At 66.9% G+C, this 21885-nt stretch carries 20 protein-coding genes and 1 pseudogene; 9 read left to right on the top strand and 12 right to left on the bottom strand.

The genetic code is table 11. From position 1 onward, the window contains the following. Positions 1 to 20: 20 nt before the first annotated feature. A complete protein-coding gene (locus AC2ITM_RS10600; RefSeq protein WP_486466614.1) occupies positions 21 to 728 on the bottom strand; it encodes an endonuclease/exonuclease/phosphatase family protein in 708 nt (235 codons plus the stop codon). A gap of 36 nt (positions 729 to 764) precedes the next feature. Here AC2ITM_RS10600 and AC2ITM_RS10595 point away from each other — a divergent pair. Continuing rightward, a pseudogene (locus AC2ITM_RS10595) lies at positions 765 to 1106 on the top strand (DUF2238 domain-containing protein); the annotation flags it as partial. Positions 1107 to 1186: 80 nt separating this feature from the next. Here the strand turns inward: AC2ITM_RS10595 and AC2ITM_RS10590 are convergent. Next, complete coding sequence (locus AC2ITM_RS10590) at positions 1187 to 2119, bottom strand: IS5 family transposase (RefSeq protein ID WP_486466613.1); 933 nt, start codon at positions 2117 to 2119, stop codon at positions 1187 to 1189. A gap of 34 nt (positions 2120 to 2153) precedes the next feature. Between AC2ITM_RS10590 and AC2ITM_RS10585 the strand changes: the two genes are divergently transcribed. Beyond that, positions 2154 to 2489: a DUF2238 domain-containing protein gene (locus AC2ITM_RS10585; RefSeq protein ID WP_486469419.1), complete on the top strand. Its 336-nt coding sequence runs from the start codon at positions 2154 to 2156 to the stop codon at positions 2487 to 2489. Positions 2490 to 2513: 24 nt separating this feature from the next. Here the strand turns inward: AC2ITM_RS10585 and AC2ITM_RS10580 are convergent, their stop codons facing one another. From AC2ITM_RS10580 to mazG, 3 genes are all read right to left on the bottom strand, one after another. Further along, positions 2514 to 3935, bottom strand: coding sequence for a protein adenylyltransferase SelO (locus tag AC2ITM_RS10580; RefSeq protein ID WP_486466612.1), 1422 nt, complete (start codon positions 3933 to 3935; stop codon positions 2514 to 2516). 40 nt (positions 3936 to 3975) lie between these two features. Beyond that, a complete protein-coding gene (locus tag AC2ITM_RS10575) occupies positions 3976 to 4914 on the bottom strand; it encodes a nucleoside hydrolase (protein WP_486466611.1) in 939 nt (312 codons plus the stop codon). Positions 4915 to 5085: 171 nt separating this feature from the next. Continuing rightward, a complete protein-coding gene (gene mazG / locus AC2ITM_RS10570; RefSeq protein ID WP_486466610.1) occupies positions 5086 to 5922 on the bottom strand; it encodes a nucleoside triphosphate pyrophosphohydrolase in 837 nt (278 codons plus the stop codon). Between the two features lie 63 nt (positions 5923 to 5985). Between mazG and AC2ITM_RS10565 the strand changes: the two genes are divergently transcribed. The 5 genes from AC2ITM_RS10565 (at position 5986) to AC2ITM_RS10545 (ending at position 11221) form a co-directional block, all read left to right on the top strand. After that, positions 5986 to 7155, top strand: a complete 1170-nt coding sequence (locus AC2ITM_RS10565; protein WP_486466609.1) for a M20 aminoacylase family protein — start codon at positions 5986 to 5988, stop codon at positions 7153 to 7155. Positions 7156 to 7159: 4 nt separating this feature from the next. Continuing rightward, on the top strand, positions 7160 to 8125 hold the full coding sequence (speB, locus tag AC2ITM_RS10560) for an agmatinase (RefSeq protein WP_486466608.1): 966 nt from the start codon (positions 7160 to 7162) through the stop codon (positions 8123 to 8125). A 180-nt stretch (positions 8126 to 8305) separates the two neighbouring features. Further along, on the top strand, positions 8306 to 9355 hold the full coding sequence (gene prfA / locus AC2ITM_RS10555) for a peptide chain release factor 1 (protein WP_486466607.1): 1050 nt from the start codon (positions 8306 to 8308) through the stop codon (positions 9353 to 9355). Then, positions 9352 to 10179 (top strand): peptide chain release factor N(5)-glutamine methyltransferase, encoded by an 828-nt coding sequence (prmC, locus tag AC2ITM_RS10550; protein WP_486466606.1) that lies wholly within the window; start codon positions 9352 to 9354, stop codon positions 10177 to 10179. Before prfA ends, prmC begins: the two co-directional genes overlap by 4 nt. A gap of 274 nt (positions 10180 to 10453) precedes the next feature. Then, complete coding sequence (locus tag AC2ITM_RS10545; RefSeq protein WP_486466605.1) at positions 10454 to 11221, top strand: DUF4167 domain-containing protein; 768 nt, start codon at positions 10454 to 10456, stop codon at positions 11219 to 11221. A 138-nt stretch (positions 11222 to 11359) separates the two neighbouring features. Here the strand turns inward: AC2ITM_RS10545 and rsmA are convergent, their stop codons facing one another. From rsmA to lptF, 5 genes are all read right to left on the bottom strand, one after another. After that, entirely contained in the window at positions 11360 to 12202 is an 843-nt protein-coding gene (gene rsmA / locus AC2ITM_RS10540; RefSeq protein WP_486466604.1) for a 16S rRNA (adenine(1518)-N(6)/adenine(1519)-N(6))-dimethyltransferase RsmA, read from the bottom strand. A gap of 1 nt (position 12203) precedes the next feature. Next, a complete protein-coding gene (locus AC2ITM_RS10535) occupies positions 12204 to 13466 on the bottom strand; it encodes a peptidylprolyl isomerase (RefSeq protein ID WP_486466603.1) in 1263 nt (420 codons plus the stop codon). 90 nt (positions 13467 to 13556) lie between these two features. After that, on the bottom strand, positions 13557 to 15767 hold the full coding sequence (locus tag AC2ITM_RS10530; protein WP_486466602.1) for an LPS-assembly protein LptD: 2211 nt from the start codon (positions 15765 to 15767) through the stop codon (positions 13557 to 13559). After that, on the bottom strand, positions 15767 to 16873 hold the full coding sequence (lptG, locus tag AC2ITM_RS10525; protein ID WP_486466601.1) for an LPS export ABC transporter permease LptG: 1107 nt from the start codon (positions 16871 to 16873) through the stop codon (positions 15767 to 15769). The genes AC2ITM_RS10530 and lptG overlap by 1 nt, the downstream gene beginning before the upstream one ends. Then, a complete protein-coding gene (lptF, locus tag AC2ITM_RS10520; protein ID WP_486466600.1) occupies positions 16870 to 18012 on the bottom strand; it encodes an LPS export ABC transporter permease LptF in 1143 nt (380 codons plus the stop codon). The genes lptG and lptF overlap by 4 nt, the downstream gene beginning before the upstream one ends. 172 nt (positions 18013 to 18184) lie before the next feature. Between lptF and AC2ITM_RS10515 the strand changes: the two genes are divergently transcribed. Then, positions 18185 to 19645, top strand: a complete 1461-nt coding sequence (locus AC2ITM_RS10515) for a leucyl aminopeptidase (RefSeq protein ID WP_486466599.1) — start codon at positions 18185 to 18187, stop codon at positions 19643 to 19645. After that, positions 19645 to 20109: a DNA polymerase III subunit chi gene (locus AC2ITM_RS10510; protein WP_486466598.1), complete on the top strand. Its 465-nt coding sequence runs from the start codon at positions 19645 to 19647 to the stop codon at positions 20107 to 20109. Before AC2ITM_RS10515 ends, AC2ITM_RS10510 begins: the two co-directional genes overlap by 1 nt. Before the next feature lie 141 nt (positions 20110 to 20250). Here AC2ITM_RS10510 and hflX read toward each other — a convergent pair whose 3' ends face one another. Beyond that, on the bottom strand, positions 20251 to 21522 hold the full coding sequence (hflX, locus tag AC2ITM_RS10505; RefSeq protein ID WP_486469418.1) for a GTPase HflX: 1272 nt from the start codon (positions 21520 to 21522) through the stop codon (positions 20251 to 20253). Beyond that, entirely contained in the window at positions 21522 to 21761 is a 240-nt protein-coding gene (gene hfq, locus AC2ITM_RS10500) for an RNA chaperone Hfq (protein WP_486466597.1), read from the bottom strand. Before hfq ends, hflX begins: the two co-directional genes overlap by 1 nt. Positions 21762 to 21885 lie beyond the last annotated feature (124 nt).

The following is a 21885-nucleotide window of genomic DNA, read 5'->3' as shown; positions in this document are numbered from 1 at the left end:
AAATGCCGGCAGTCCCCGGATTAATGCGCCCCCGTCGCCGAAAGGTCCACCGTCAGCGGCAAATGGTCCGAGGCGATGCGCGCAGGCTGCACCCGATGCGGGCGCACCGGCCCCGCCTTCAGCCCGGCCGAGATCCCGAACCGGTCCAGCGCCCCCACCGGCCGCACCGCCGGATAGCTGGGCGGCGAGGGCAGCAGGTCGATAAAGCCCAGTTCCGCATCCAGATCGGTGCCCGAGCCCCATTCGTTGAAATCCCCCGCGATCAGCAGCGGCCTTGGCGCCAAGGGCTCGACCGCGCGGCGCAGGGCGGCGCATTGCTTGCGGCGCGAGCGTCCGACCAGCCCCAGGTGCACGCCGATGATGCGCAGCGGTCCGATGGGCGTCTCAAGATCGGCAATGATGGCGCCGCGCGGCTCCAGCCCCGGCAGGTCCAGCCGGTGCGTGCCGGTGCAGTGGATGCCGGGACGCACCAGCATGGCATTGCCGTGCCAGCCCAAAGATCCGCCCGGCTGGCCGAAGGGCAGCACCTGCCAGCCCTCGCGCTGGATCATGTCATGGGGCATGGCGGCGGGGCGGGGCGGCAGGCGCTTGTCGGCCTCCTGCAGGACGGCGATGGCGGCCCCCGTGGCCTCCAGCACCTCAAGGCAGCGGCGCGGATTGCGCCGCAGGTCCAGCCCCACGCATTTTTGCAGGTTGTAAGTTGCGATCCGAAGAATAGCTGAAGTCATCTGACAGGCCTGACACGAGAACGAGAGATCCGCCACATGTTCCGGGAGCAAACCCTTGTGACACGCCTGATCTGGCTGTCACTGCTGTTTTCCATGGCCGAGTCCCTGGTGCTGGGCCGCTGGCCCCTGGCCTTTGTCGCGCTGGCGACGCTGGTGCTGTCCATGGCGCCCCTCCTGGTGGCGCGCCGCATCGCGATCCGGATCCCTCCGGGCTTTTTCACGGCGATCGTGATCTTCATATGGGGCACGATCTTCCTCGGGGAAGTGTTCGATTTCTATAACCGCTACTGGTGGTGGGACATCGTGATGCACGGCGGCTCGGCGGTGGGCTTTGGCATGGTGGGGGCGGTGCTGATCCTGATGATGTTCCAGGGCGACCGCTACGCCGCGCCGCCCCTGGCGATGGCGTTGTTGCAGAAAGGCGGCCTGAGACGTGAGTGCCCCTTTCCCGTTCAGGCTCAGGCCACGCGAACAACCTCGGCGGTGCCGAGCGCGTTGAAGCGATTGATAAGAGCGACGCGGATGTGGATTTCGGCGGTTTGGCGATCGGGGTCCCTTGCAGCGATGCGCTCGCCGAAGGACTTGATGCAGCGCATCTTGGCCTCCACGCGGCTGCGAGCGTGGTATCCGGTCCACCGTTTCCAGAACGCCCGGCCGTAGTGACGTGTGGCGCGCAGGGTTTCGTTGCGCGCCTTGGCAGCCGGGCAGTCCTCTTTCCAAGCCCGACCGTTCCTTCGGATCGGTATGATTGCCGAGCCGCCGCGTGCGATGATGGCGCTGTGACATCGGCGGGTATCGTAGGCGCCATCCGCAGTCACGGTGCCGATGTCCTCGTCCTCGGGGATCTGGCCCAACAGGTCTGGCAGGATGGGGCTGTCGCCTTCCCGGCTGGGGGTGAACTCAACGGCCCGGATATCCGAAGTGGTAGTGTCCATTGCCAGATGCACCTTGCGCCATTGGCGACGACCCTGAACACCATGCTTGCGGGCCTGCCATTCGCCGTCGCCAAGAAACTTGATGCCGGTGCTGTCCACCAGCAGATTCAGCGGCCCGTCGGCACGACGATAGGGGATCTGCACCTTGAGGGTCTTCTGCCTACGGCACAGCGTCGAGTAGTCGGGAATGGGCCAGTCCAGTCCTGCGAGCCGCAGGAGGCTCGCGACCATCCCGGCTGTCTGTCTGAGCGGCAGTTTGAACAGCACCTTGATCGACAGGCAGAACTGGATCGCGGCATCCAAGAAAACTGGCGGGCGCCCTGGGCGTCCCTCATGCGGCGCGTGCCAGGCCATCTCCTTGTTCAGCCAAATCAGCAGTGACCCGCGCTTCCTGAGCGCATCGTTGTAGGTAGACCAGTTTGTCGTGTGGTAGCGGGCGGGCTTGGGCTTGCTCATGCAGCGCGTCTAACCGCATGGATTCCCGATGTGAATCCTTCACCGGCTGAGTTCTGCAACAACGCCCCTGGCGATGGCCTTCTTCGCCTATTGCTTTGCCGTCTCAATCGGCGCCACCTGGGAGGTCTTCGAATTCGCCATGGACCAGCTTTTCGGCACCAACATGCAGAAATCCGGGCTGATCGACACGATGGGGGACCTGATCGTCGATCATGTCGGCGCGATCCTCGGGGCCTCGGTCGGCTATGCCTATCTGAAGGGACAGGAGCGCGGCGGCCTTTCAGGCCTGATCCGGCAATTCGTCGAACGCAACCCACAGCTGTTCAGGCGGCTGAAGGACACTCGCCTGAAAGAGCGTTTCCGCAAGTGATCACAATGTCTTGAGGCGTGATCCTCAGGTGCCGCAAAACGTGGCGCGGACAACCTCGTCGGGCAGTGGCGGCCGGGTGAAAGGGCCGCCCTCATGCCCCGGATCGAAGGGGGTCGCAAGCGCCTGATGCAGGGCGCGGAACGGCCCCATGTCGCCGGTCTGGGCGGCGGCCAGCGCCTCTTCGACGCGGTGGTTGCGCGGGATGATCACCGGGTTCACCTGCGCCATCAGGGCCTCGGGGTCGGGCTCGCCCTGCAGCCGTTGCTGCCAGGCTGCGGCCCAGTCGAGGAACGGCGCGGGGTCGGTGAACTGTTCGGATGCTACTTTCACACCGTGGCAGAGCGCCCGGAAAAGATTGGTGAAATCCACGCCCTGATCCTGCATCAGCCGCAGCAGCGCATCGATCATCGGTTGGTCATCGGGGCCCGCCGTAGCAAGGCCGATCTTCTGCCCGAACCGCTGCCGCAGGGCGGTGTCAACCAGGGCGGGCATGGCATGGACATCGGCAGTATAGGCGGGCACCATGGCCTCGGGGTCGTCCTCCAGCGCCAGCAGCGCCGAGGCCAGCTGCGCCATGTTCCACACGATCACATGGCGCTGGTTGTCATAGGCATAGCGCCCCTGCCGGTCGATCGAGGAATAGACCGTCGTCGGGTGATAGCGATCCATGAAGGCACAGGGCCCATAGTCGATCGTGTCGCCGGAAACGGTGCAGTTGTCGGTGTTCATCACCCCGTGGATAAAGCCCAGCGACATCCATTGCGCCACCAGCCCGGCCTGCCGGGCGATGACCCCACGCAGGAAGGCCTGCGGCCCTTCGGCCTGCGGATCATGGCGTGCGATGGCATGGTCCAGCAGCAGCCGCAGCCGCACCCTGTCCTGCCGGGCGGCGAAATATTCGAAGGTCCCCACCCGGATGTGCGACCGCGCCACCCGCGTCAGCACCGCACCGGGCAGCACCGTCTCTCTCATCACCGGATCGCCCGTCGCCACCGCCGCCAACGCCCGCGAGGTCGGCACGCCAAGCGCCGCCATGGCCTCGGACACCAGATATTCGCGCAACACCGGCCCCATCGCCGCCAGCCCGTCGCCGCCGCGTGAAAAGGCCGTGCGTCCCGATCCCTTCAGCTGCAGGTCCCACCGCTGGCCATCTGGCGCCACGACCTCGCCGATCAGCAGCGCCCGTCCGTCCCCCAGCTGCGGCGAGAAACCGCCGAACTGGTGCCCGGCATAGGCCAGCGCCATCGGATCGGCGCCCTCGGGCAGGGCATTGCCGGAAAACAGTGCCGCCAGCGCGTCGGTCTCTGCGGGCAGGGACAGGCCCAGCTGCCGCGCCAGCGCGTCGTTCACCGCCAGCACCGAAGGATTGCCCGCCCGGCGCGGCGCCTGGCGAGAGAAGAACCCTTCGGGAAGGGCGGCGAAGGAATTGTCGAACCGGATGCTCATGCCCCGAAGCTATGCCGCCCCGGGGCCGATGACCAGAGGCTCAGAGCGTTGCGATACGCCTGCGCAGCAACTCAAAGAAGCCCTCCGCATCGACATCGCCGATGAACATCGCATTGGGCGCGCGCCCCGACACGCCCCACCAGTCCGCCACGGTCATGCCCAGCGTCAGCTCGGACTGCGTCTCGATGCAGACATTGATGAACCGCCCCGAGAACAGCTCGGGCTCAAGCAGCCAGGCGATCACGCAAGGGTCATGCAGCGGCCCGCCGTCGGATCCGTATTTCGCCACGTCAAAGCGCTCGAAGAACTCCAGCCACCCCGTCACGGCATCGCCCACCTTCGTGCCCATCTCGGCAAAGCCCTGCACGCGGGCCTTTTTCGTCAGCACCTTATGGGTCACGTCCAGCGGCATCACAGTGATCTTCGCGCCGGATCGGAAGACGATGTCGGCGGCCTCGGGATCAACATAGATGTTGAATTCGGCTGCCGGAGTGATATTGCCCACCTCGAAATAGGCGCCCCCCATCAGCACGATTTCCCGGACCCTGGAAATGATGTCCGGCGCCCTTTCGAAGGCCGTCCCGATATTGGTCAACGGTCCCAGCGGGCAGAGCGTCACCGATCCCTCGGGCTCTGCCCGCAACGTCTCGATAATAAAGTCGACGGCATGTTGCGCCTGCAGCGGCATTTCGGGCTCTGGCAGCTCCGCCCCGTCCAGCCCCGTGGCCCCGTGCACATGTTCCGCCGTCACCAGCGGCCGACGCATCGGCGCGTCGCAACCGGCAAAGACCGGCACATCGGTGCGCCTGGCCAGCTCGCAGACCACGCGCACGTTGCGCCGGGTCAGATCCAGCGGGACGTTGCCGGCAACGGCAGTGATCCCCAGCACCTCCAGTTCGGCGGGGCAGGCCAGCGCCAGCAGGATGGCAATCGCGTCGTCCTGCCCGGGATCGGTGTCGATGATGATCTTGCGCGCCACGGCAGCGGTCTCCTTCGCTCTGACCAGTTGGTCAAAAGCCTGCCGCCGCCCCGCGCCCCTGTCCACACTTGCCGCAACGGCAGGTGTGGCTTCCGCAGTCATCTGGCCAAAAATACTCCGGGGGAGGCGCGGCTTTGCCGCGACGGGGGCAGCTCCCCCTCCGGGTCTGCCTCACTCGGCGGCCTTCGCCGCCTTCTCGACCCGCTTGGCCTCGTCCCACAGCGCGTCCATCTCGGCCAGGTCACTGTCGGCAGGACGTTTACCCATCACTTGCAAAGCATCCTCCACCGCATTGAAACGGCGCGTAAATTTCGCATTCGCCGCGCGCAGGGCCACCTCGGGATCCACCTGCAGGTGTCGCCCCAGATTCGCCATCACGAACAAAAGGTCGCCGAATTCCTCCTCGACCTCGGCCTGGGTCAGCTCGTCCCGTGCCTCGACCAGCTCGGCGGCTTCCTCGCGGATCTTGTCCAGAACCTCGGTGGTCGTGGGCCAGTCAAAGCCCACCCGTGCCGCGCGCTTTTGCAGCTTCACCGCCCGCATCAGCGCCGGCAGCGCCTTGGCCACCCCGTCCAGCGTCCGCGTCTCGGCCTTGCCGGCGCGCTCGGCCGCCTTGATCCTTTCCCAGTCGACGGTCTGCTGATCGGCACTCTTGTCGCGGCTTTCGTCGCCAAAGACATGCGGATGGCGGTGGATCATCTTCTCGGCCACCCGCCGCGCCACGTCGTCGAACCCGAACAGCCCGCGCTCCTGCGCCATCTGGGCGTGGAACACCACCTGCAGCAGCAGGTCGCCCAGCTCGCTTTCCAGCTCGTCCCAGGCCTCGCGCTCGATGGCATCGGCGACCTCATGGGCCTCCTCGATTGTATAGGGCGCGATCGAGGCGAAATCCTGCTCGATGTCCCAGGGGCAGCCCGTCTCGGGATCGCGCAGCCGTTGCAGGATCACCAGCAGCTGCGGCAGGCCCGGCGGAACATCATGGATCGGATCTCGGTCGGTTTCGGCCATTGCGGTGCCTCGCGGTTTCAGCTTTCCTGCAACCTGACCTCAGTGTCGGAAGGAGTCCAGACCATGCCCGTGATCAATCGTCTTGCCGGCCTCGCGGAAGAGATGACGGACTGGCGACGCCATCTGCATGCCCACCCCGAGCTTGGATTCGACTGTCAGGAAACCGCCGCCTTCGTGGCCTGTAAACTGCGCGACTTCGGTGTGGACGAGATCCACGAGGGCATTGCCCGCACCGGAATCGTGGCCATCATCAATGGAAGAAAACCCGGCAAAACCATTGGCCTGCGGGCCGACATGGATGCATTACCTTTACAAGAGCAGACCGGCCTTCCCCATGCCTCGACGGTGCCGGGGCGCATGCATGCCTGCGGCCATGACGGCCATACCACCATGCTGCTGGGGGCCGCCAAATACCTTTGCGAGACGCGCAGCTTTGCCGGGCGCGTCGCCCTGATCTTCCAGCCCGCCGAAGAGGACGGCGGCGGCGGCGGCCGCATGGTCGAGGCCGGGATCATGGACACTTTCTCCATCGCCGAGGTCTATGCGCTGCACAACGCCCCCGGCCTGCCCGAGGGCAGTTTCATGACCAATCCCGGCCCCCAGATGGCCGCGGTCGACACGATCCATATCCACATCCGCGGCAAGGGCGGCCATGCCGCCACCCCGCACGAGACCCGCGATCCGATCCCCGCCGTCATCGGCATGGTCTCGGCCATCCAGACGATCCCCTCGCGCAATCACAATGCCCAGCAGGATCTGGTGATCTCGATCACCCAGATCCACACCGGCAGCGCCGAGAACATCATCCCCGAAACGGCCTATATCAACGGCACGGTGCGCACCTATGACGAGGCCGTGCAGGACATGGTCGAGGCCCGCCTGAACCAGATCGTTGCCGGTCAGGCCGCAGCCTATGGCGTCGAGGCCGATCTGATCTACGAACGCTGGTACCCGGCCACGGTCAACGATGCCCGCTGCGCCGCCTTCGCCGCCGACATCGCCCGCAGCATCGCTGGCGAACGCCGGGTGCTGTGGGATCAGGGCAAGGAAATGGGCGCCGAGGATTTCTCGTTCATGCTGAAGGCCCGTCCCGGCGCCTTTCTGTTCATCGGCCAGGGCGATACCGCCGCCGTGCACCATCCGAAATACGATTTCAACGACCGGATCGCCCCCGTCGGAGCGAGCTTCTTCGCCCGGCTGGTCGAAACCGCACTGCCCCTTGAGGAGGCCTGAGCCGATGGCGCTCGAAGATGCAAAGACCCAGGTAGACCAGGCTTTCACCCGCACCGATCCGCGGGGCCTCTCCTACGAGAACGCCTTCGGCGGCGCCCCGAGCTTCCTGCGGCGGCGCTACACCAAGGACCTCGCCGGGTTCGACCTGGCGGTGACCGGCGTGCCCTTCGACCAGGCGGTGACGAACCGCACCGGTACCCGCCTTGGTCCCCGCGCCATCCGCGAGGCCTCGACGCTGCAACCCTATGATCCGCCCTATGGCTGGGGATTCGATCCGCTGGGCGAATTCGCGATCGCGGATTACGGCGACCTGGCCTTCGACTATGCCAGGGTGGCCGATTTCCCCGACACGCTGACCGCGCATATCCGCTCGATCCTCGACCAGGGCGCGGCCTCGGTGGTGCTGGGGGGGGATCACTACATCTCCTTCCCGATCCTCAAGGCCTATGCCGAGAAATTCGGCCCCCTGTCGCTGGTGCATTTCGACGCCCACAGCGACACCTGGCAGGATGACGACATGTCCCGGATCGACCACGGGACGATGTTCTACAAGGCGATCAAGCTCGGCCTCATCGACCCGGCGACCTCGGTGCAGGTGGGCATCCGCACGGTGAACGACAGCGCCTGGGGGATGAACATCATCGACGCCCCCGAGGTGCACGAGATCGGCGCCCGCGCCACGGCGGCGAAAATCCGCCAGATTGTCGGCGACCGGCCCTGCTACCTGACCTTCGACATCGACTGCCTGGACCCGGCCTTCGCCCCCGGCACCGGTACACCGGTCTGGGGCGGCCTCAGTTCTGCCCAGGCGGCGGCGATCCTGCGCGGCATCGCGGGCATTGATCTCAAGGGCGGCGACGTGGTCGAGGTCTCTCCGCCCTTCGACACGACGGGCGCCACCGCCATCGCCGGCGCCCATGTCGCGACCGAGATCATCGCCCTTTGGTGCTGGGCGCGCCGCAAGGCCTGAGGTCCCTCCCGGTGGCACGGTTGCTGCCTCCGGCGGGAGTATTTATGGCCAGATGACAGGGAACGGGTTCTTCATCATCTGGCCGGAAATACTCCGGGGGAGCCTCCGCAGGAGGCGGGGGCAGAGCCCCCTGCCACGCCCGCCCCTTGACCCGCGCGCGGGATTGAGAAACAGCAAGACATGATTTCCGAAGACAGGCTGGTCCGGCTGACGGACCGATACGAATTCATCGAGGCCCGGATGGCCGGGGGCGGCGGCGATTTCGCAGCCCTTGCCCGCGAATACGCGGAGCTGAAGCCCGTGGTCGAGGCCGTGCGCGCCTACCAGACGCTGCTGGCCGAGCTGCGCGAGGCCGAGGACATGCTGCGCGACCCCGAAATGAAGGCCCTGGCCGAGGAGGAGCTGCCGCGTCTGCGCGCGCGCCTTCCCGGGCTGGAGCATGAGCTTCAGCTGGCGCTGCTGCCCCGCGATGCTGCCGATGCCCGCCCCGCCATGATCGAGATCCGCCCGGGCACAGGCGGGGACGAGGCGGCGCTTTTCGCAGGCGATCTTCTGCGCATGTACCAACGCTATGCCGAGGGCCACGGTTGGTCTTTCGCGATCGTCGAGCAGCAGCTGACCGAACTGGGCGGCATCAAGGAGGTCACCGCCGCCATCAAGGGCGAGGGGGTCTTTGCCCGGCTGAAATTCGAAAGCGGCGTGCACCGCGTCCAGCGCGTCCCCCAGACCGAGAGCGGAGGGCGCATCCATACCTCGGCTGCCACCGTGGCGGTCCTGCCCGAAGCGCAGGAGGTCGATATCCAGATCGACCTGAACGATCTGCGCATCGACACCATGCGCAGTTCAGGGGCGGGGGGGCAGCATGTCAACACCACCGATTCGGCGGTGCGGATCACCCACCTGCCGACCGGCATCGTCGTGACCTCGTCCGAGAAATCCCAGCACCAGAACCGCGCGATCGCCATGCAGGTGCTGCGCAACCGTCTGTTCGACATGGAGCGCCAGAAGGCCGCCGATGCACGCGCCGCCGACCGCAAGGCGCAGGTGGGCTCGGGCGACCGCTCGGAACGCATCCGCACGTACAACTTTCCGCAGGGCAGGATGACGGATCACCGCATCAACCTGACGCTCTACAAGCTGGATCAGGTGATGCAGGGCGACCTGGACGAGGTAATCAACGCGCTGATCGCCGATCATCAGGCCCAGCTTCTGGCCGAGGCTGAGGGATGAGCCGCCCCTCGCTGGCCCTGAAGGCCGCCGCCACCCGCCTGTCCGAGGCCGGCATCCCCGATCCGATGCGCGATGCGCGTCGGCTGCTGGCCCATGTCCTGGGGATTGCCGCGGACCGTCTGGCGATCGACATGCCCGCGCAGCTCTCGGCGCCGCAGCTTGCCGCTTTTGATGCCGCGCTGAGCCGCCGCGCCGCCCGCATGCCGCTGTCGCACATCACCGGAGAGCGCCTGTTCTACGGGCGCCGCTTTGCCGTCACGCCCGCCGTCCTCGATCCCCGCCCCGAGACCGAGGAACTGGTGGCCGAGGCGCTTTCCGCCCCCTTCGGCTCGGTTCTCGACCTGGGGACGGGCTCGGGCTGCATCCTGCTCAGCCTGTTGGCCGAACGCCCCGAGGCCCGGGGCACCGGCGTCGATCTGTCGCCCGAGGCCCTGCAGGTCGCACAGGCCAATGCCCGCGCCCTGGGCGTTGCGCCCCGCGCGCAACTGCTGCCCTCGGACTGGTTCGCGGCCGTCGAGGGGCGCTTTGACCTGATCGTCTCGAACCCGCCCTATATCGCCGAGGCCGAAATGGCCGATCTTTCACCCGAGGTCCTGCACGAGCCGCATATGGCCCTGACGCCGGGCGGCGACGGCCTTGGCCCCTATCGCCGCATCGCCGCGGCCGCGCGCCGCCACCTGACCCCCGGTGGCCGCCTGCTACTGGAAATCGGCTGGCGGCAGGGCGCTGCCGTTTCCGCGCTTCTGGCGGCGGAAGGTCTTGAAAACATCCGCATCCGCCCCGACATGGACGGAAGGGACCGCGTCGTCTGCGCCTGCGGATAGACGCGGCGGTCCCCGGGTTCCGGCAAACGGGACAAGCAGGCCGCAGCGCAGCGGCAATCTCGCCAAATCTGGCTAAAACTCTCACTTCCCCCTTGTCATCTTCAACAAGGCATGCTTATTCCAGTTGAGACCGGGATGTGGACGCTCGCCCAAGTCAGGCAAGCCCCCCGGAACCAAGCCAGACAGGAGCCGCTCTCCAGCTTACGGTGCCAAGCCAGCGCCGCGGGGATGAGGCGGCGACGCATGACAAACTCAAGGCTAGACAGCTGACCTTATGAGATCTTCGAAATCACGTTCGCGGAACAAGTCCCGCAACCGGTCTGTCGGCAATATTGTCAATCGGGTGTTCGACTCCTCGGGCCCCGAAGGCAAGGTGCGCGGCACGCCGCAACAGATCATCGACAAATACCTGCAGCTGGCGCGTGACGCCACGCTGTCCGGTGACCGGGTTGCCACGGAAAACTTCTACCAGCACGCGGAACATTACCTGCGGATGCTGGGCGAGGCGCAGCGCGAACAGGACACCCGTCGCGAACAGCAGGAATCCGAGAACCGCAATCGCCAGGCGGATCGCGATCGCGAGCGGGGCCAGCGCCCCGAGCGTGACAGCAGCGGCCCGCAGGCCGCGGTCCCTGTGCCGTCCCACCAGCCCGAGCCTCAGCCCGCAGCCGAAGCGCCGCAGCCGCAGCCCGAGCCCGTCGTGCCCGCCCAGCCCGCCCCCGAGGCCGTCGCCCCGGCCCAGGAAGAGGCCGCGCGCCCCCGCCTGCGCGTTCGCAAGCCCGAGGGTGAGAAGACCGAAGCGGACAAGCCCGAGGCCCCCAAGGGCGCGCCCAAGCCGCGCCGCAGCCGTGCAAAGCCCGCAGCCGATGACGTGATCGACACTGGCTCGGACGAAGACGGCTCAATGCTGGTCGAAACCCCCGAGGACAAGGCCAGCAAGCCCGCACCGCGCAAGCGCAGCAGCTCCAGCCGGGCGAAAAAGCCCGCAGCGACCGACGCGGCGCCCGGTGGCGACAAGCCGTCCTCCGAAGCCGCCGAATAATCCGGCCTCGGCAGAGATGAAAACGGGCGGTCCCTTGGGGGCCGCCCGTCTGCATTTCGGGGGTTCTTCATCATCTGGCCGGAAATACTCCGGGGGGATCGGCCGCAGGCCGATGGGGGCAGCGCCCCCGCCACGCCTTCAACTTGCGGAAACGTTGCGCGCAAGGGCGCAGAACTGCTCCAGGCCGATGGTCTCGGCGCGGTCGGTGGGCTGGATGCCCGAGGCCAGCAGCCGGTCCTCGATATCGGGCGCCAGCCCCTTCAGCGCGGCCCGCAGCATCTTGCGCCGCTGGTTGAAGGCCTGGGCCACGACGCGCTCCAGCACCTTCGGGTCGGCCGGGTATCGCGGTGCGGGCAGGGCGGTCAGATGCACCACGGCCGACGACACCTTGGGCGCGGGCGTGAACGCCTCCGGCGGCAGCGAGATCGCGATATGCGCCTCGGCGCGCCAGGCACATAGGATCGCCAGGCGGCCATAGGCCTTGGATCCGGGTGCGGCGACGATGCGTTCGGCAACCTCGCGCTGGAACATCAGCGTCAGGCTTTCCCAGAACGGCGGCCAGTCCTTCGGCGTCAGCCAACGCACCAGCAGCTCGGTGCCGACGTTATAGGGCAGGTTGGCGGCGATGCGGATCGGCGGCGTCAGATGCGCCAGCGGGTCGATCTCCAGCGCGTCGCCCTCGATCACCTCCAGCCGGCCGGGATAATGCGCGGCGATCTCGGCCAGGGCGGGCAGGCAGCGGCTGTCCTTTTCGATGGCCAGAACCTTGCGCGCGCCTTCCGACAGCAGCCCGCGGGTCAGCCCGCCGGGGCCGGGGCCGACCTCCAGCACGTCGCAGCCCGACAGGTTACCGGCCTGGCGGGCGATCTTCGCCGTCAGGTTCAGGTCCAGCAGGAAGTTCTGGCCAAGGGATTTCTTCGCCGCGAGGCCATGGGTCGAGATGACCTCGCGCAGGGGCGGCAGCCCGTCGATCGCCGCCATGTTATTCGACGATCCGCGCATCCGCGCGCAGTTCCGAAAGGTAGCCATCAGCATAGGACGACAGCTGGCGGTCCTTCAGCTGGCTCATCACCTGGGCGCGGTCGACCTCGCCATTGGCACCGGCCGGGGTGCGACCGCACAGCATCAGCAGCTCCAGCGTCTGGCCGTTGTCGCGGGTGATCTCGGTCGAGATCTCGTTGTCGTCAAGCTTGGCCAGCGCCACGGCCTCGTCCGTGGGGATCTTGTCGGGCGCCAGCTGGACGCGGTCCAGCAGCTTGTCGGGCTGGCCCTTGTTGATGCCGTAAAGATCGTCGCAGGTGTCGACCTTGGCCTTTACGGCCGCAGCCCGGGCCATGGCCTCGGGGGAATGGCCGCCGGGGATGTAATAGCGGGCAAAGTCGATCTCGGAATAGCTGCGCTTGGGGGCTGCGGTTTCGCGCAGGCCGCGCAGCTGGAACAGCGCCACGGCGCCCTGGGTCTGCAGCGGCGGCGTCACCTCGCCGGGTTTCAGCGCCATGATCTGGCCTTGCAGCACCGGCGGCAGGTTCGACACCGGCATCCAGTCGACCTTGCCGCCATTCTGGGCGCTCTGGCCGGCCGAATACTGCCGGGCCGCCTGGGCAAAGGCATCGACCGAGTCGATCTGGGAAATCTGCTCGGCCAGTTTTTCGGCGCCCTGCGGATCCGAACCGGTGGGGATGAAGATCTCGGAGATCGCGACGCTGACGCCACCCTGGCTGGCCTGGGCGGCGATGGCATTGTCGACTTCTTCCTCGGTCACGTCGATCTTGGACTGGAAGCGGGCGCGCACCAGTTCCTGCCAGGTGGCGCCGGCGCGGACGAAATCGCGGAAGGTGGCGCTGTCGACCCCGGCCTGGTTCAGGCGGCTCAGGAATTCATCCAGCGACAGCTTGGTGCGGCCGGCGTAATTCGCCATCGCCTGCTTCAGCTGGTCATCGCTGAGCGAAAAGTTAAAGCTCTCGGCCGCGCCCAGTTCCAGCTTTTCGTCGATCAGCGCGTCACGGGCCAGCTTTTCGGCATTGCCCGGGGCGCCGAGGACGGTCAGCAGGCGGGCGCGCTGGTCGATCTCGTACTGGGTGATGACCTTGTCGTTGACACGGATCGCCGGGCCAAAGCTTTGTGCCGCGGCGGGCAGGGGCGCGAGCGGCGCCAGGGCCAGCACGGCGGCCAGGGCCAGGGGCGAAAGCCCACGGAACCCCGCGCGGGATCTGCCACGGAAGCGCGTCGTCGCGGTGATGCTCATGTCTGCCTGCCCTTGTTATCCTGCGCCGGGACGGCGGCCCCGGCCTGTCTTGCTCGGGCTCATGTATAGCCCTTTGGTGTCGTGTCTCAATCAGTTACTGCAAGACTTGCGCGTGCTTCCGCCTGCGTCATTGAAGGCGAAACCGCGCAGTCCCAAGGTAAAGGTGAAGTCGGTCGAGGGCGTCACCACGTCGGAGGATCCGTAGCTGCGTTCGATGCCGACGCCCACCTGCACGCATTCGTTGCGCCAGGTCACCCCCAGCCCCGTCTTCACCGGCCGCGAGGCCGCGATATCATAGCGCGCCTTGGCCGAAACACCCCAAGTGTCGTTCAGCTGGCGGCTGCCGTCCAGGCCCCATTGCGACAGCACGGTATAGCGGTCCTCGGCCTCGTCCTTCGGCAGCCAGACATAGCTGGCGGTCAGGGTGTTGCGGGTGTCCATCCAGCTGGCCAGGGCCTCGGCCTTGTCGACCTGCATGTCCTTGGAGGCATCGTAAAGCCCGCGGGCACTGATCGTCCAGCCCTGCGGTGCCGCCACCTGACCGGCGATCAGCAGGTCGGAATAGCGGGAATCGAGCCCCGAGGAACGGGTGAAATCCGTCACCTCCTGCTGGTAGACCTGGCCCACCACGCCGCGCAGCGTCCAGTCCGAGGCGGTCTCGTGCGTCCAGCTCATGCCATAGGCGGCGCGCCAGCCGCGTTCGCGCCGGTCGGGGGCGGCATAGCGGGTCAGGCCCAGCAGGTTGCCCTCGTCGAATTCCGAACGGGTGCTTTCCTCGTTGGCGACGTTCAGGTTGTGGCCGCCCGACCAGGCCAGCTGCGCCACCGGTTCGATCACGTCGCGGCTGCCGTTGGCATTGGCGCGCGCCATCGGCAGGCGCAGCGTCACCGCGCTGTAGGGCGTCAGCCCCGATTGCGAGGTCGGCAGGGTGCTGTCGTCATAGGTGCGGAAGCTGTCGGCGACCATGCCGCCCAGCGTCTCCATCCGCAGGCCATGGGCCAGGGTATAGCTGCGCCGCCAGTCGGAATAGACCGACAGGCGCATCACGTCACGGCCCTCGACGATGCCCTCGGCATCGGGGGTGCTGCTGGAGGAGATCCGGTAATGCCCGTGCAGTTCCGCGCCATAGCGCAGCTCTCCGCCCAGCCCCGAGGCCGGGAAATAGCGTTTTTCATAGCTCGCATCGCCGATCAGCGTCGGGATGGTGCTGAAATCCTCGTCCTCGCGCAGCGAGCGGTACTGCACGATCGAAAAGCCGATCCATTCGTCACGCCGGGCGCGGTCCAGCGCGATCTCGCTGCGCAGGCGATCCTCGTCGGAATAGCCGTAGTCCGACAGGTAAGAGGAATCCGACACCGACTTGATGTCGAAGGACAGGGTGAAGTCGCGCGGCATGTAGAACAGGCCCTGCGCCTCGATATAGCCGCGCCCGGAATTGGTCCGCCCCAGATCGTCCTCCGAGGCCGCCCCGATCACCGACAGCGCCCCCGTGCGGTAGGCCTTGCGGTAATTGAACTGCATCGTGCGGGTCTTGGTGGTCAGCAGCGGCGTCAGCGTCAGGTCGCTCTGGTCGCTGATCTTGTAGAAATACGGCAACGAGAACCCGGTCCCCAGCGTCGAAGAGCGGCGGAATTCGGGGATCAGGAAGCCGCTGGCGCGTTTCTGCGTCGGATCGGGCATCCGCAGCTTCGGCAGGTACAGCAGCGGCACGCCCATCAGCTCGAACCGGGCGTGGTCGAAATACAGCAGCCCCGCCTCTTCGTCATGCACCACGCTTTCCGCCCGGATCTGCCACAGCGGCGGCTTGGTCGATCCGCAGACCTGGCACGAGGTCACGGTGGTGCGGTAAAGCTGGGTATAGCGCCCCTCGACGCGGGCGACCTGGGCGGCGGCCAGCTCGACCTGCTGGTTCAGCATGACCTTGGCGCCGTTCATCAGCCCGTTCTGCATGTCGCGGTCCAGCGCGCCGCCATCGGCCACGATGACGGTCTGGCCGTCGGCCTGGGTCAGCGTCAGCGGGCCCACCAGCGTCAGCTTGCCGGTGGTCTTGTCGAAGGTCACCTTGCTGGCGCGCAGGCGGGTGTCGCCCTTCAGCGCCTCGACATGGCCTTCGGCGACCAGGGTGTTCTTGCCGGTCAGGTAGATCTTGTCGGCCACCAGCATGGCGGGGCCGTCGGTGTCCTGGGCATGGGCGCCCGACACCAGCGCCATGGCCAGCCCCAGGCCCAGGGCCAGCGGCTTGCGGAACTTGCGGGGGGGGCGAATGGCGCCACGGCGTGCGGCGGCCCGTACTGGCGGCATCAGCCGTCCTCCATCTGCAACAAGAGACCCGTCGCCAGCAGCAATGAGGCGAACGGGGGCGCCCAGGCGGCCAGAAGCACCGGGATCTGACCGGATTCCCCCAGCACCTGCGCGAAATTCCGAACGTAGTAAAGCGAGAAGCCCAGCATGATCGTCGCCAGCACCGCGATCCCGGTGCGCCCGAAGCGCGCCGGGCGCATCGTGAAGGCAGAGGAGACCATCACCAGCGCCACCAGGAACAGCGGCCGGGCAAGCTCCATCTGGAACCAGACCAGGTGGCGCCGCGCCGCGAAGCCGGCCGAATGCAGCTCTTTGATATAGGCGGGCAGCTGCCAGATCGAGATCGAGGAGGGCGCGGCAAAGCTGTCGCGGATGCGCTGTTCCGTCAGCGGCGAGGCCAGCGTGTACTGCGGCAGCGTCATGGCGCCCGCCTCGGGGTTCGACCCGGCATCCAGCGGCCAGATCTTGACGCCACGCAGCTGCCAGGCGCCATTCGTCAGGCTGGCGGTCTCGGCCTCGATGCGGCGGCTGGGGGCCTGGCCGTCGGCGCCGCCCGCGAAGGTCAGGAAGGTGACGTCGTAAAGCTCGGTCGCCTGGGCATTGGCGCGGCTGGCGCGGATCACCGTCTGTCCGGCGGCATCGCCCTGGCGCAGCCACAGCCCGTCCGAGGATACCGACATCACGTCGCTGCCGCCGGCGCGGTAACGCTCCGAGATCTCGGAATAGGCGCGCGAGGTCGAGGCCACCAGCGGGTTCAGCACCCCCACGATCACCACCCCCAGCAGGAAGGCCACGATCAGCGGCGAAACCAGCGTGCGCAGCGCCGAACGCCCGGCCGCGCGCACCACCACCAATTCGGACGAGCGCGCCAGTGACAGAAACAGCGTCACCGTCGACAGGATCATCACCAGCGGCAGGATTTCATAAAGCGCCCCCGGCGTGGCCAGCAGCGTCAGCCCCAGGATGCGCTGAAAGCTGACGCCCGCATCCGAGAACTTGCGCAGCTCTTCCACCAGGTCGATGAAGGCGGTCAGCAGGAAGAAGACGCCGAAGATCAGCAGGAACGAACGCAGGAAGCGGCGGGCAAAGTAGATGTGCAGGATCATGCGGGCACTCCGGTGCCGCGGTTGCGGATGCGCGCGGGCCGTCCGGCCCACCACAGCAGCACCGCGCCGATCACGTAGGACAGCAGCGACGGCAGGTACAAAAGCGGCCACAGGTCGCCGTCCTTGCGCACGGGGCCGGTGACGCCGCCCTCGATCCCCTTGACGACGACCAGCAGCAGCACCGCAAAGCCGATCTGCTTCCAGACGCCGAAGCGGCTGAAGCCGCCGATCTGCAGCGCCGCAAAGCCGATCAGGGCCGCGCCGATGCACAGCAGGGCCTGGGTGATGCGGCCATGGGCCTCTTGCAGGATGCGGGCGCGGGTGTTGCCGCTGAGCGTCGCGGCGGCGTCCGGGTCCTTCAGCATCGACAGGGTCGACAGGCCGCGCATCGTCGGCTTGGCCGCGCTGCCATCGCCGATAAAGCTGCCGATGTCATAGGTCAGGTCCTGGAAATGCGTGGTGAACAGCCGACCCGTTTCCTTTTCCAGCGATTGCGTCAGCCCGTCGATCATCACCAGCTTGGGCGCCGGCGTGGCATCGCCCTTGGCGGTGTTGACGATATAGGCGCGCGAGGCGGTAAAGGTCTGCGGCTGCTCGGGGTTGCGGCGATCCGACAGGAAGACATCGTGCAGCGTGCCGTCATCGGCAATGTCGCGGATGTAGAAGGTGACGCCGGTCGTCGGATGCAGGAAGGACCCCTCGGTCAGCATCCGCGCTGTGATGTTGCGGGCGATCTCGCTGTCGCGGCGTTGCATTTCCTGCTGGCTGAGCGGCACCAGAACATGGGTCAGCAGCGACATCATCGCCGCCGCGATCAGCCCGAAGACCAGCGCCGGACGCGCCAGCCGCCAGGGCGAGAAACCGGTGGCGCGCATCACCACCAGCTCGCTGTCTGACGACAGCCGGTTGGTGACATAGACCGCCGCCGCGAAAACCGAAATCGGCAGCACCGTACGGATCACCGCAGGCAGCGTCAGCGCGGAATATTCCAGAAAGACCATGGCCGTCTGGCCATCGCCCAGCAGCCGGTCGAACAGCTGCACCGCGGCGTTGATCCAGTAGATGGCCACCAGGACAAGCGTGAAGAAACCAAACAGCATCATCAGCTGCGACAGCAGGTATCTGTCGAAACGCGCCAATCTTCGCCCCCGAATGCATCCGTCCGCCTGCACTCGGGCAGGTCAGGGCACGATAGCGGGTTTGACGGGCGGGTAAAACTGCATTCTGGCCAAAGTGGCGGTGGCGCGCTAGCCTCCGTCGCGACACTGCCCGGCATCGCGCCCGGGCCGACCATCCAAGGACCCCCCCGTTTTGACCCAGCCGATCCAGCTAGCCTTCACTGAAACCGATCCCGATGCGATTGCCGATGCCCCGGGCCGCGTCGCGCTGGTGCTGGATCCCGAACGCGGCCTGTCGGCGGTTGCCCGCCGGGTCAACAAGCTGACGCGGGGGAGCCTGCAACGCCTGATCGACAGCGAGGGCTTTGCCGCCCGCAAACCCGGAGAGATCGTCACCCTGGCCTTCCCCCCCGGTCTCGCGGCCGAGGCGCTTGATGTCGTGATCCTGCCGCGCCGCCCCGACACGGCGCTGCTGCGCCGCACCGGCGGGGCACTGGCGAAACTGCTGGGGACGCCGGGGATGCTGGTGCTGGCGGGCAACCTGCAGGGCGTGACCGAACTGGCGCTTGGCCTGCTGCTGCGGGCCTATGATTACGACGCGCAGAAGACGGAAAAGGCCCGGCCGCGAGGCGTGGTTTCGGTGATGACCAGCGATGCGGGGGCCGATCCGGCGACGATCCTCGCCCTGGCCCAGGGCATCTTCCTGACCCGCGACCTGGTGAATGCGCCCGCCAACGTGCTGACCACCACCCGCTTCGCCGAAGAGCTTCTGGCGCTGCAGGACCTTGGCCTTGAGGTCGAGGTGCTGGACGAGGCCCGCCTGGCCGAACTGGGCATGGGGGCGCTGCTGTGCGTCGGGCAGGGCTCGGCCAGCCCGTCCAAGGTCGTGGTGCTGCAGTGGAAGGGCGGCCCCGCAGGCGAGGCGCCGCTGGCGCTGGTCGGCAAGGGCGTGGTGTTCGACACCGGCGGCATTTCCCTCAAGCCCGCAGCGGGAATGGAAGAGATGACGATGGACATGGGCGGCGCCGCGACCGTGGCGGGCACGCTCAAGGCGCTGGCGCTGCGTCGGGCGCCCGCCAATGTCGTGGGCCTGGTGGGCCTGGTCGAGAACATGCCCTCGGGTACTGCGGTGCGCCCCGGCGACGTGGTGACGACGATGAAGGGCGACACGGTCGAGGTGATCAACACCGATGCCGAAGGCCGCCTCGTGCTGTGCGACGTGATGTGGTACACGCAGGAACGCTTCCGCCCGAAAGGCATGATCGATCTGGCAACGCTGACCGGCGCCTGCATCGTGGCGCTTGGCCATGAAAACGCCGGCGTCTTCTCGAATGCCGACAGCTTCTGCAACGCCTTCCTCAAGGCGGCGGCAACGGAATCCGAGGGCGCCTGGCGCCTGCCGCTTTGCCAGGCCTATGACGATACGCTGAAAAGCCGGGTGGCCGACATGAAGAACGTCGGCGGCCGCCCCGCGGGCGCCAGTGTCGCGGCACAGTACCTGCAACGCTTCGTGCGCCCCGAAACCCCCTGGATCCACCTCGACATCGCGGGCGTCGCCTCGGTCAAGTCCGAGACCGGCCTTGCCCCGGCAGGTGCAACAGGCTGGGGCGTCCTGGCGCTGAACCGCCTGGTGCAGGACGGGTTCGAAGCCTGATGGGAGAGGTCTATTTCTACCACCTGACGCGCTCTTCGGTCGACGGCGCCTTGCAGGCGTTGCTCCCCCGCGCGTTGCAGGCCGGCTGGCGTGTGGCGGTCCGGGGCCGCGAGGCCGAACGTCTGGACTGGCTCGACCAGAAGCTCTGGCTGGGCCCGGACGAGACCTTTCTGCCGCACGGCCTTGACAGCAGTCCCCATGCCGAGCTGCAACCGATCCTGCTGACCCAAGGGGTGCCTGCCAATTCGCCCGACTGCCTGATGGCCATCGACGGCGCCGATCTGACCGCACCTGAAATCGCGGCCCTGAAACGTGCCTGCATCCTTTTCGATGGCCGCGACGAGGCGGCAACTGCCCATGCCCGCACGCAATGGAAGGCCCTGACCGGCGCCGGCTGCGCCGCCATCTACTGGTCCGAGGAAGCCGGCCGCTGGGAAAAGAAGGCGCAGAGTGGTGGGCAATAGACCACTTGTTCCATTTTCTTGTTCTTAAATACCTTCCGCGAAGCGATAGCGCGCAGCGCTATTTTTAAGGCCGCCCCCAGGATCTGGCGCGGCGGTGCCGCGCCAGGCCTCCGGCGGAGGTATTTGGGACAAGAAAATGGGTCAGAGGTCGCGGAACTTCGCGGCCTGGCGTGCAGTCCAGAGGACGTCGAGCTCGAAACCCGTCTCGGTCTGGCGCTCGGCCTGGACGATGCCTTCCTTGAAGGCCCAGGCGCGGCGCTTGCCGTCGGACCAGGACAGCGTGACCGTTTCCGCGTGGCGGGCCGGGTCGAGGGCACGGGTGATCTCGGCCAGAAGCTCGGGTAGGCCCTGACCCGTGACTGCCGAGATCGGCAGCACGTTTTCCTCGCGCAGCGCACGCTGGATCAGGATCGGTGCTTCTTCTTCCGGGAGCAGGTCGATCTTGTTCCAGACTTCGAGGCGCGGCACGTCCTCGGGCAGGCCCAGATCCGTCAGGATGTCCTCGACGTCGTGTTTCTGTTCTTCGCTCTCGGGGTGCGAGATGTCGCGGACATGCAGGACCAGGTCCGCTTCCAGCACCTCTTCCAGCGTCGCGCGGAAGGCGGCGACCAGCTGGGTTGGCAGGTTCGAGATGAAGCCCACCGTGTCGGACATGATGATCTCGGTCCCGCTTTCCAGCTCGATGCGGCGCATCGTCGGGTCGAGGGTGGCGAAGAGCATGTCCTTGGCCAGCACGTCGGCGCCGGTCAGGTGGTTGAAGAGCGTCGATTTCCCGGCGTTGGTGTAGCCCACCAGCGCGACGATCGGGAAGGGGGTCTTGGCGCGGGCGGCGCGGTGCAGCTCGCGGGTGCGGACCACCTGTTCCAGCTGCCGGCGCAGCCGGACAAGCTGTTCGTCGATCGCCCGGCGGTCGGCCTCGATCTGGGTTTCCCCGGGACCGCCCACGAAGCCCAGGCCGCCACGCTGGCGTTCCAGGTGGGTCCAGGCGCGGACCAGGCGGGTGCGCTGGTAGGCCAGGGCCGCCATCTCGACCTGCAGCACGCCTTCGCGGGTGCGGGCGCGGTCCGAGAAGATCTCCAGGATCAGGCCGGTCCGGTCGAGGATCTTGACCTTCCATTCCTTTTCCAGGTTGCGCTGCTGCACCGGGGTGACGCGGCCGTCGATCAGCACCAGCTCGGTCTCGGCCTCGCGGAACATCTCCTTCAGCTCCTGCACCTTGCCGGAGCCGAACAGGGTCTTTGGTTGCGGGGTCGCCACGCGCACCACCTGCGATCCCACGACATCGAGCCCCGGCAGCGCATGGGCGAGGCTTACAGCCTCGGCCAGCGCGAAACGGGGCGCGTGGCGCGTTTCGTCGCGCCGCATGTCAGGGTGGATCACGAAGGCGCGCGTGTCCGCTGCCTCATGGCCGATCAATTGGTCTCGTCGCCTTCATAAAGGGTGATCGGTTGCGACGGCATGATCGTCGAAATCGCGTGCTTGTAGACCAGCTGGGCCTGGCCGTCGCGGCGCAGCAGGACGCAGAAGTTGTCGAACCAGGTGATCACGCCCTGCAGCTTGACCCCGTTGATGAGGAAGATCGTGACCGGGACCTTGGTCTTGCGGACGTGGTTCAGGAATGCGTCCTGGAGGTTTTGTCGGTCGGAAGCCATTCTCGTTGTGCCTTTTTGTTTCTTATTGCCTGGTGCGGCTTTTCGAATTCTGGCGGAACTATGAGGGGCGGTTTCGGAAACTTCCAGCCCCGACGTTGGGTTTTTGCGCCGGTGGGCGGCCTTT

The organism is Pseudooceanicola sp. NS-SX9 (assembly GCF_057380705.1).
Note: the sequence above shows the minus strand (reverse complement) of the source record. Positions and strands in the feature narration are given on the sequence as shown.

What these genes read in the sequence shown, in the direction of transcription:
- AC2ITM_RS10600 (WP_486466614.1), bottom strand. Translation starts at nt 728, where the DNA reads ATGACTTCAGCTATTCTTCGGATCGCAACTTACAACCTGCAAAAATGC.
- AC2ITM_RS10590 (WP_486466613.1), bottom strand. Translation starts at nt 2,119, where the DNA reads ATGAGCAAGCCCAAGCCCGCCCGCTACCACACGACAAACTGGTCTACC.
- AC2ITM_RS10580 (WP_486466612.1), bottom strand. Translation starts at nt 3,935, where the DNA reads ATGAGCATCCGGTTCGACAATTCCTTCGCCGCCCTTCCCGAAGGGTTC.
- mazG (WP_486466610.1), bottom strand. Translation starts at nt 5,922, where the DNA reads ATGGCCGAAACCGACCGAGATCCGATCCATGATGTTCCGCCGGGCCTG.
- AC2ITM_RS10565 (WP_486466609.1), top strand. Translation starts at nt 5,986, where the DNA reads ATGCCCGTGATCAATCGTCTTGCCGGCCTCGCGGAAGAGATGACGGAC.
- speB (WP_486466608.1), top strand. Translation starts at nt 7,160, where the DNA reads ATGGCGCTCGAAGATGCAAAGACCCAGGTAGACCAGGCTTTCACCCGC.
- prfA (WP_486466607.1), top strand. Translation starts at nt 8,306, where the DNA reads ATGATTTCCGAAGACAGGCTGGTCCGGCTGACGGACCGATACGAATTC.
- prmC (WP_486466606.1), top strand. Translation starts at nt 9,352, where the DNA reads ATGAGCCGCCCCTCGCTGGCCCTGAAGGCCGCCGCCACCCGCCTGTCC.
- AC2ITM_RS10545 (WP_486466605.1), top strand. Translation starts at nt 10,454, where the DNA reads ATGAGATCTTCGAAATCACGTTCGCGGAACAAGTCCCGCAACCGGTCT.
- rsmA (WP_486466604.1), bottom strand. Translation starts at nt 12,202, where the DNA reads ATGGCGGCGATCGACGGGCTGCCGCCCCTGCGCGAGGTCATCTCGACC.
- AC2ITM_RS10535 (WP_486466603.1), bottom strand. Translation starts at nt 13,466, where the DNA reads ATGAGCATCACCGCGACGACGCGCTTCCGTGGCAGATCCCGCGCGGGG.
- AC2ITM_RS10530 (WP_486466602.1), bottom strand. Translation starts at nt 15,767, where the DNA reads ATGCCGCCAGTACGGGCCGCCGCACGCCGTGGCGCCATTCGCCCCCCC.
- lptG (WP_486466601.1), bottom strand. Translation starts at nt 16,873, where the DNA reads ATGATCCTGCACATCTACTTTGCCCGCCGCTTCCTGCGTTCGTTCCTG.
- AC2ITM_RS10510 (WP_486466598.1), top strand. Translation starts at nt 19,645, where the DNA reads ATGGGAGAGGTCTATTTCTACCACCTGACGCGCTCTTCGGTCGACGGC.
- hfq (WP_486466597.1), bottom strand. Translation starts at nt 21,761, where the DNA reads ATGGCTTCCGACCGACAAAACCTCCAGGACGCATTCCTGAACCACGTC.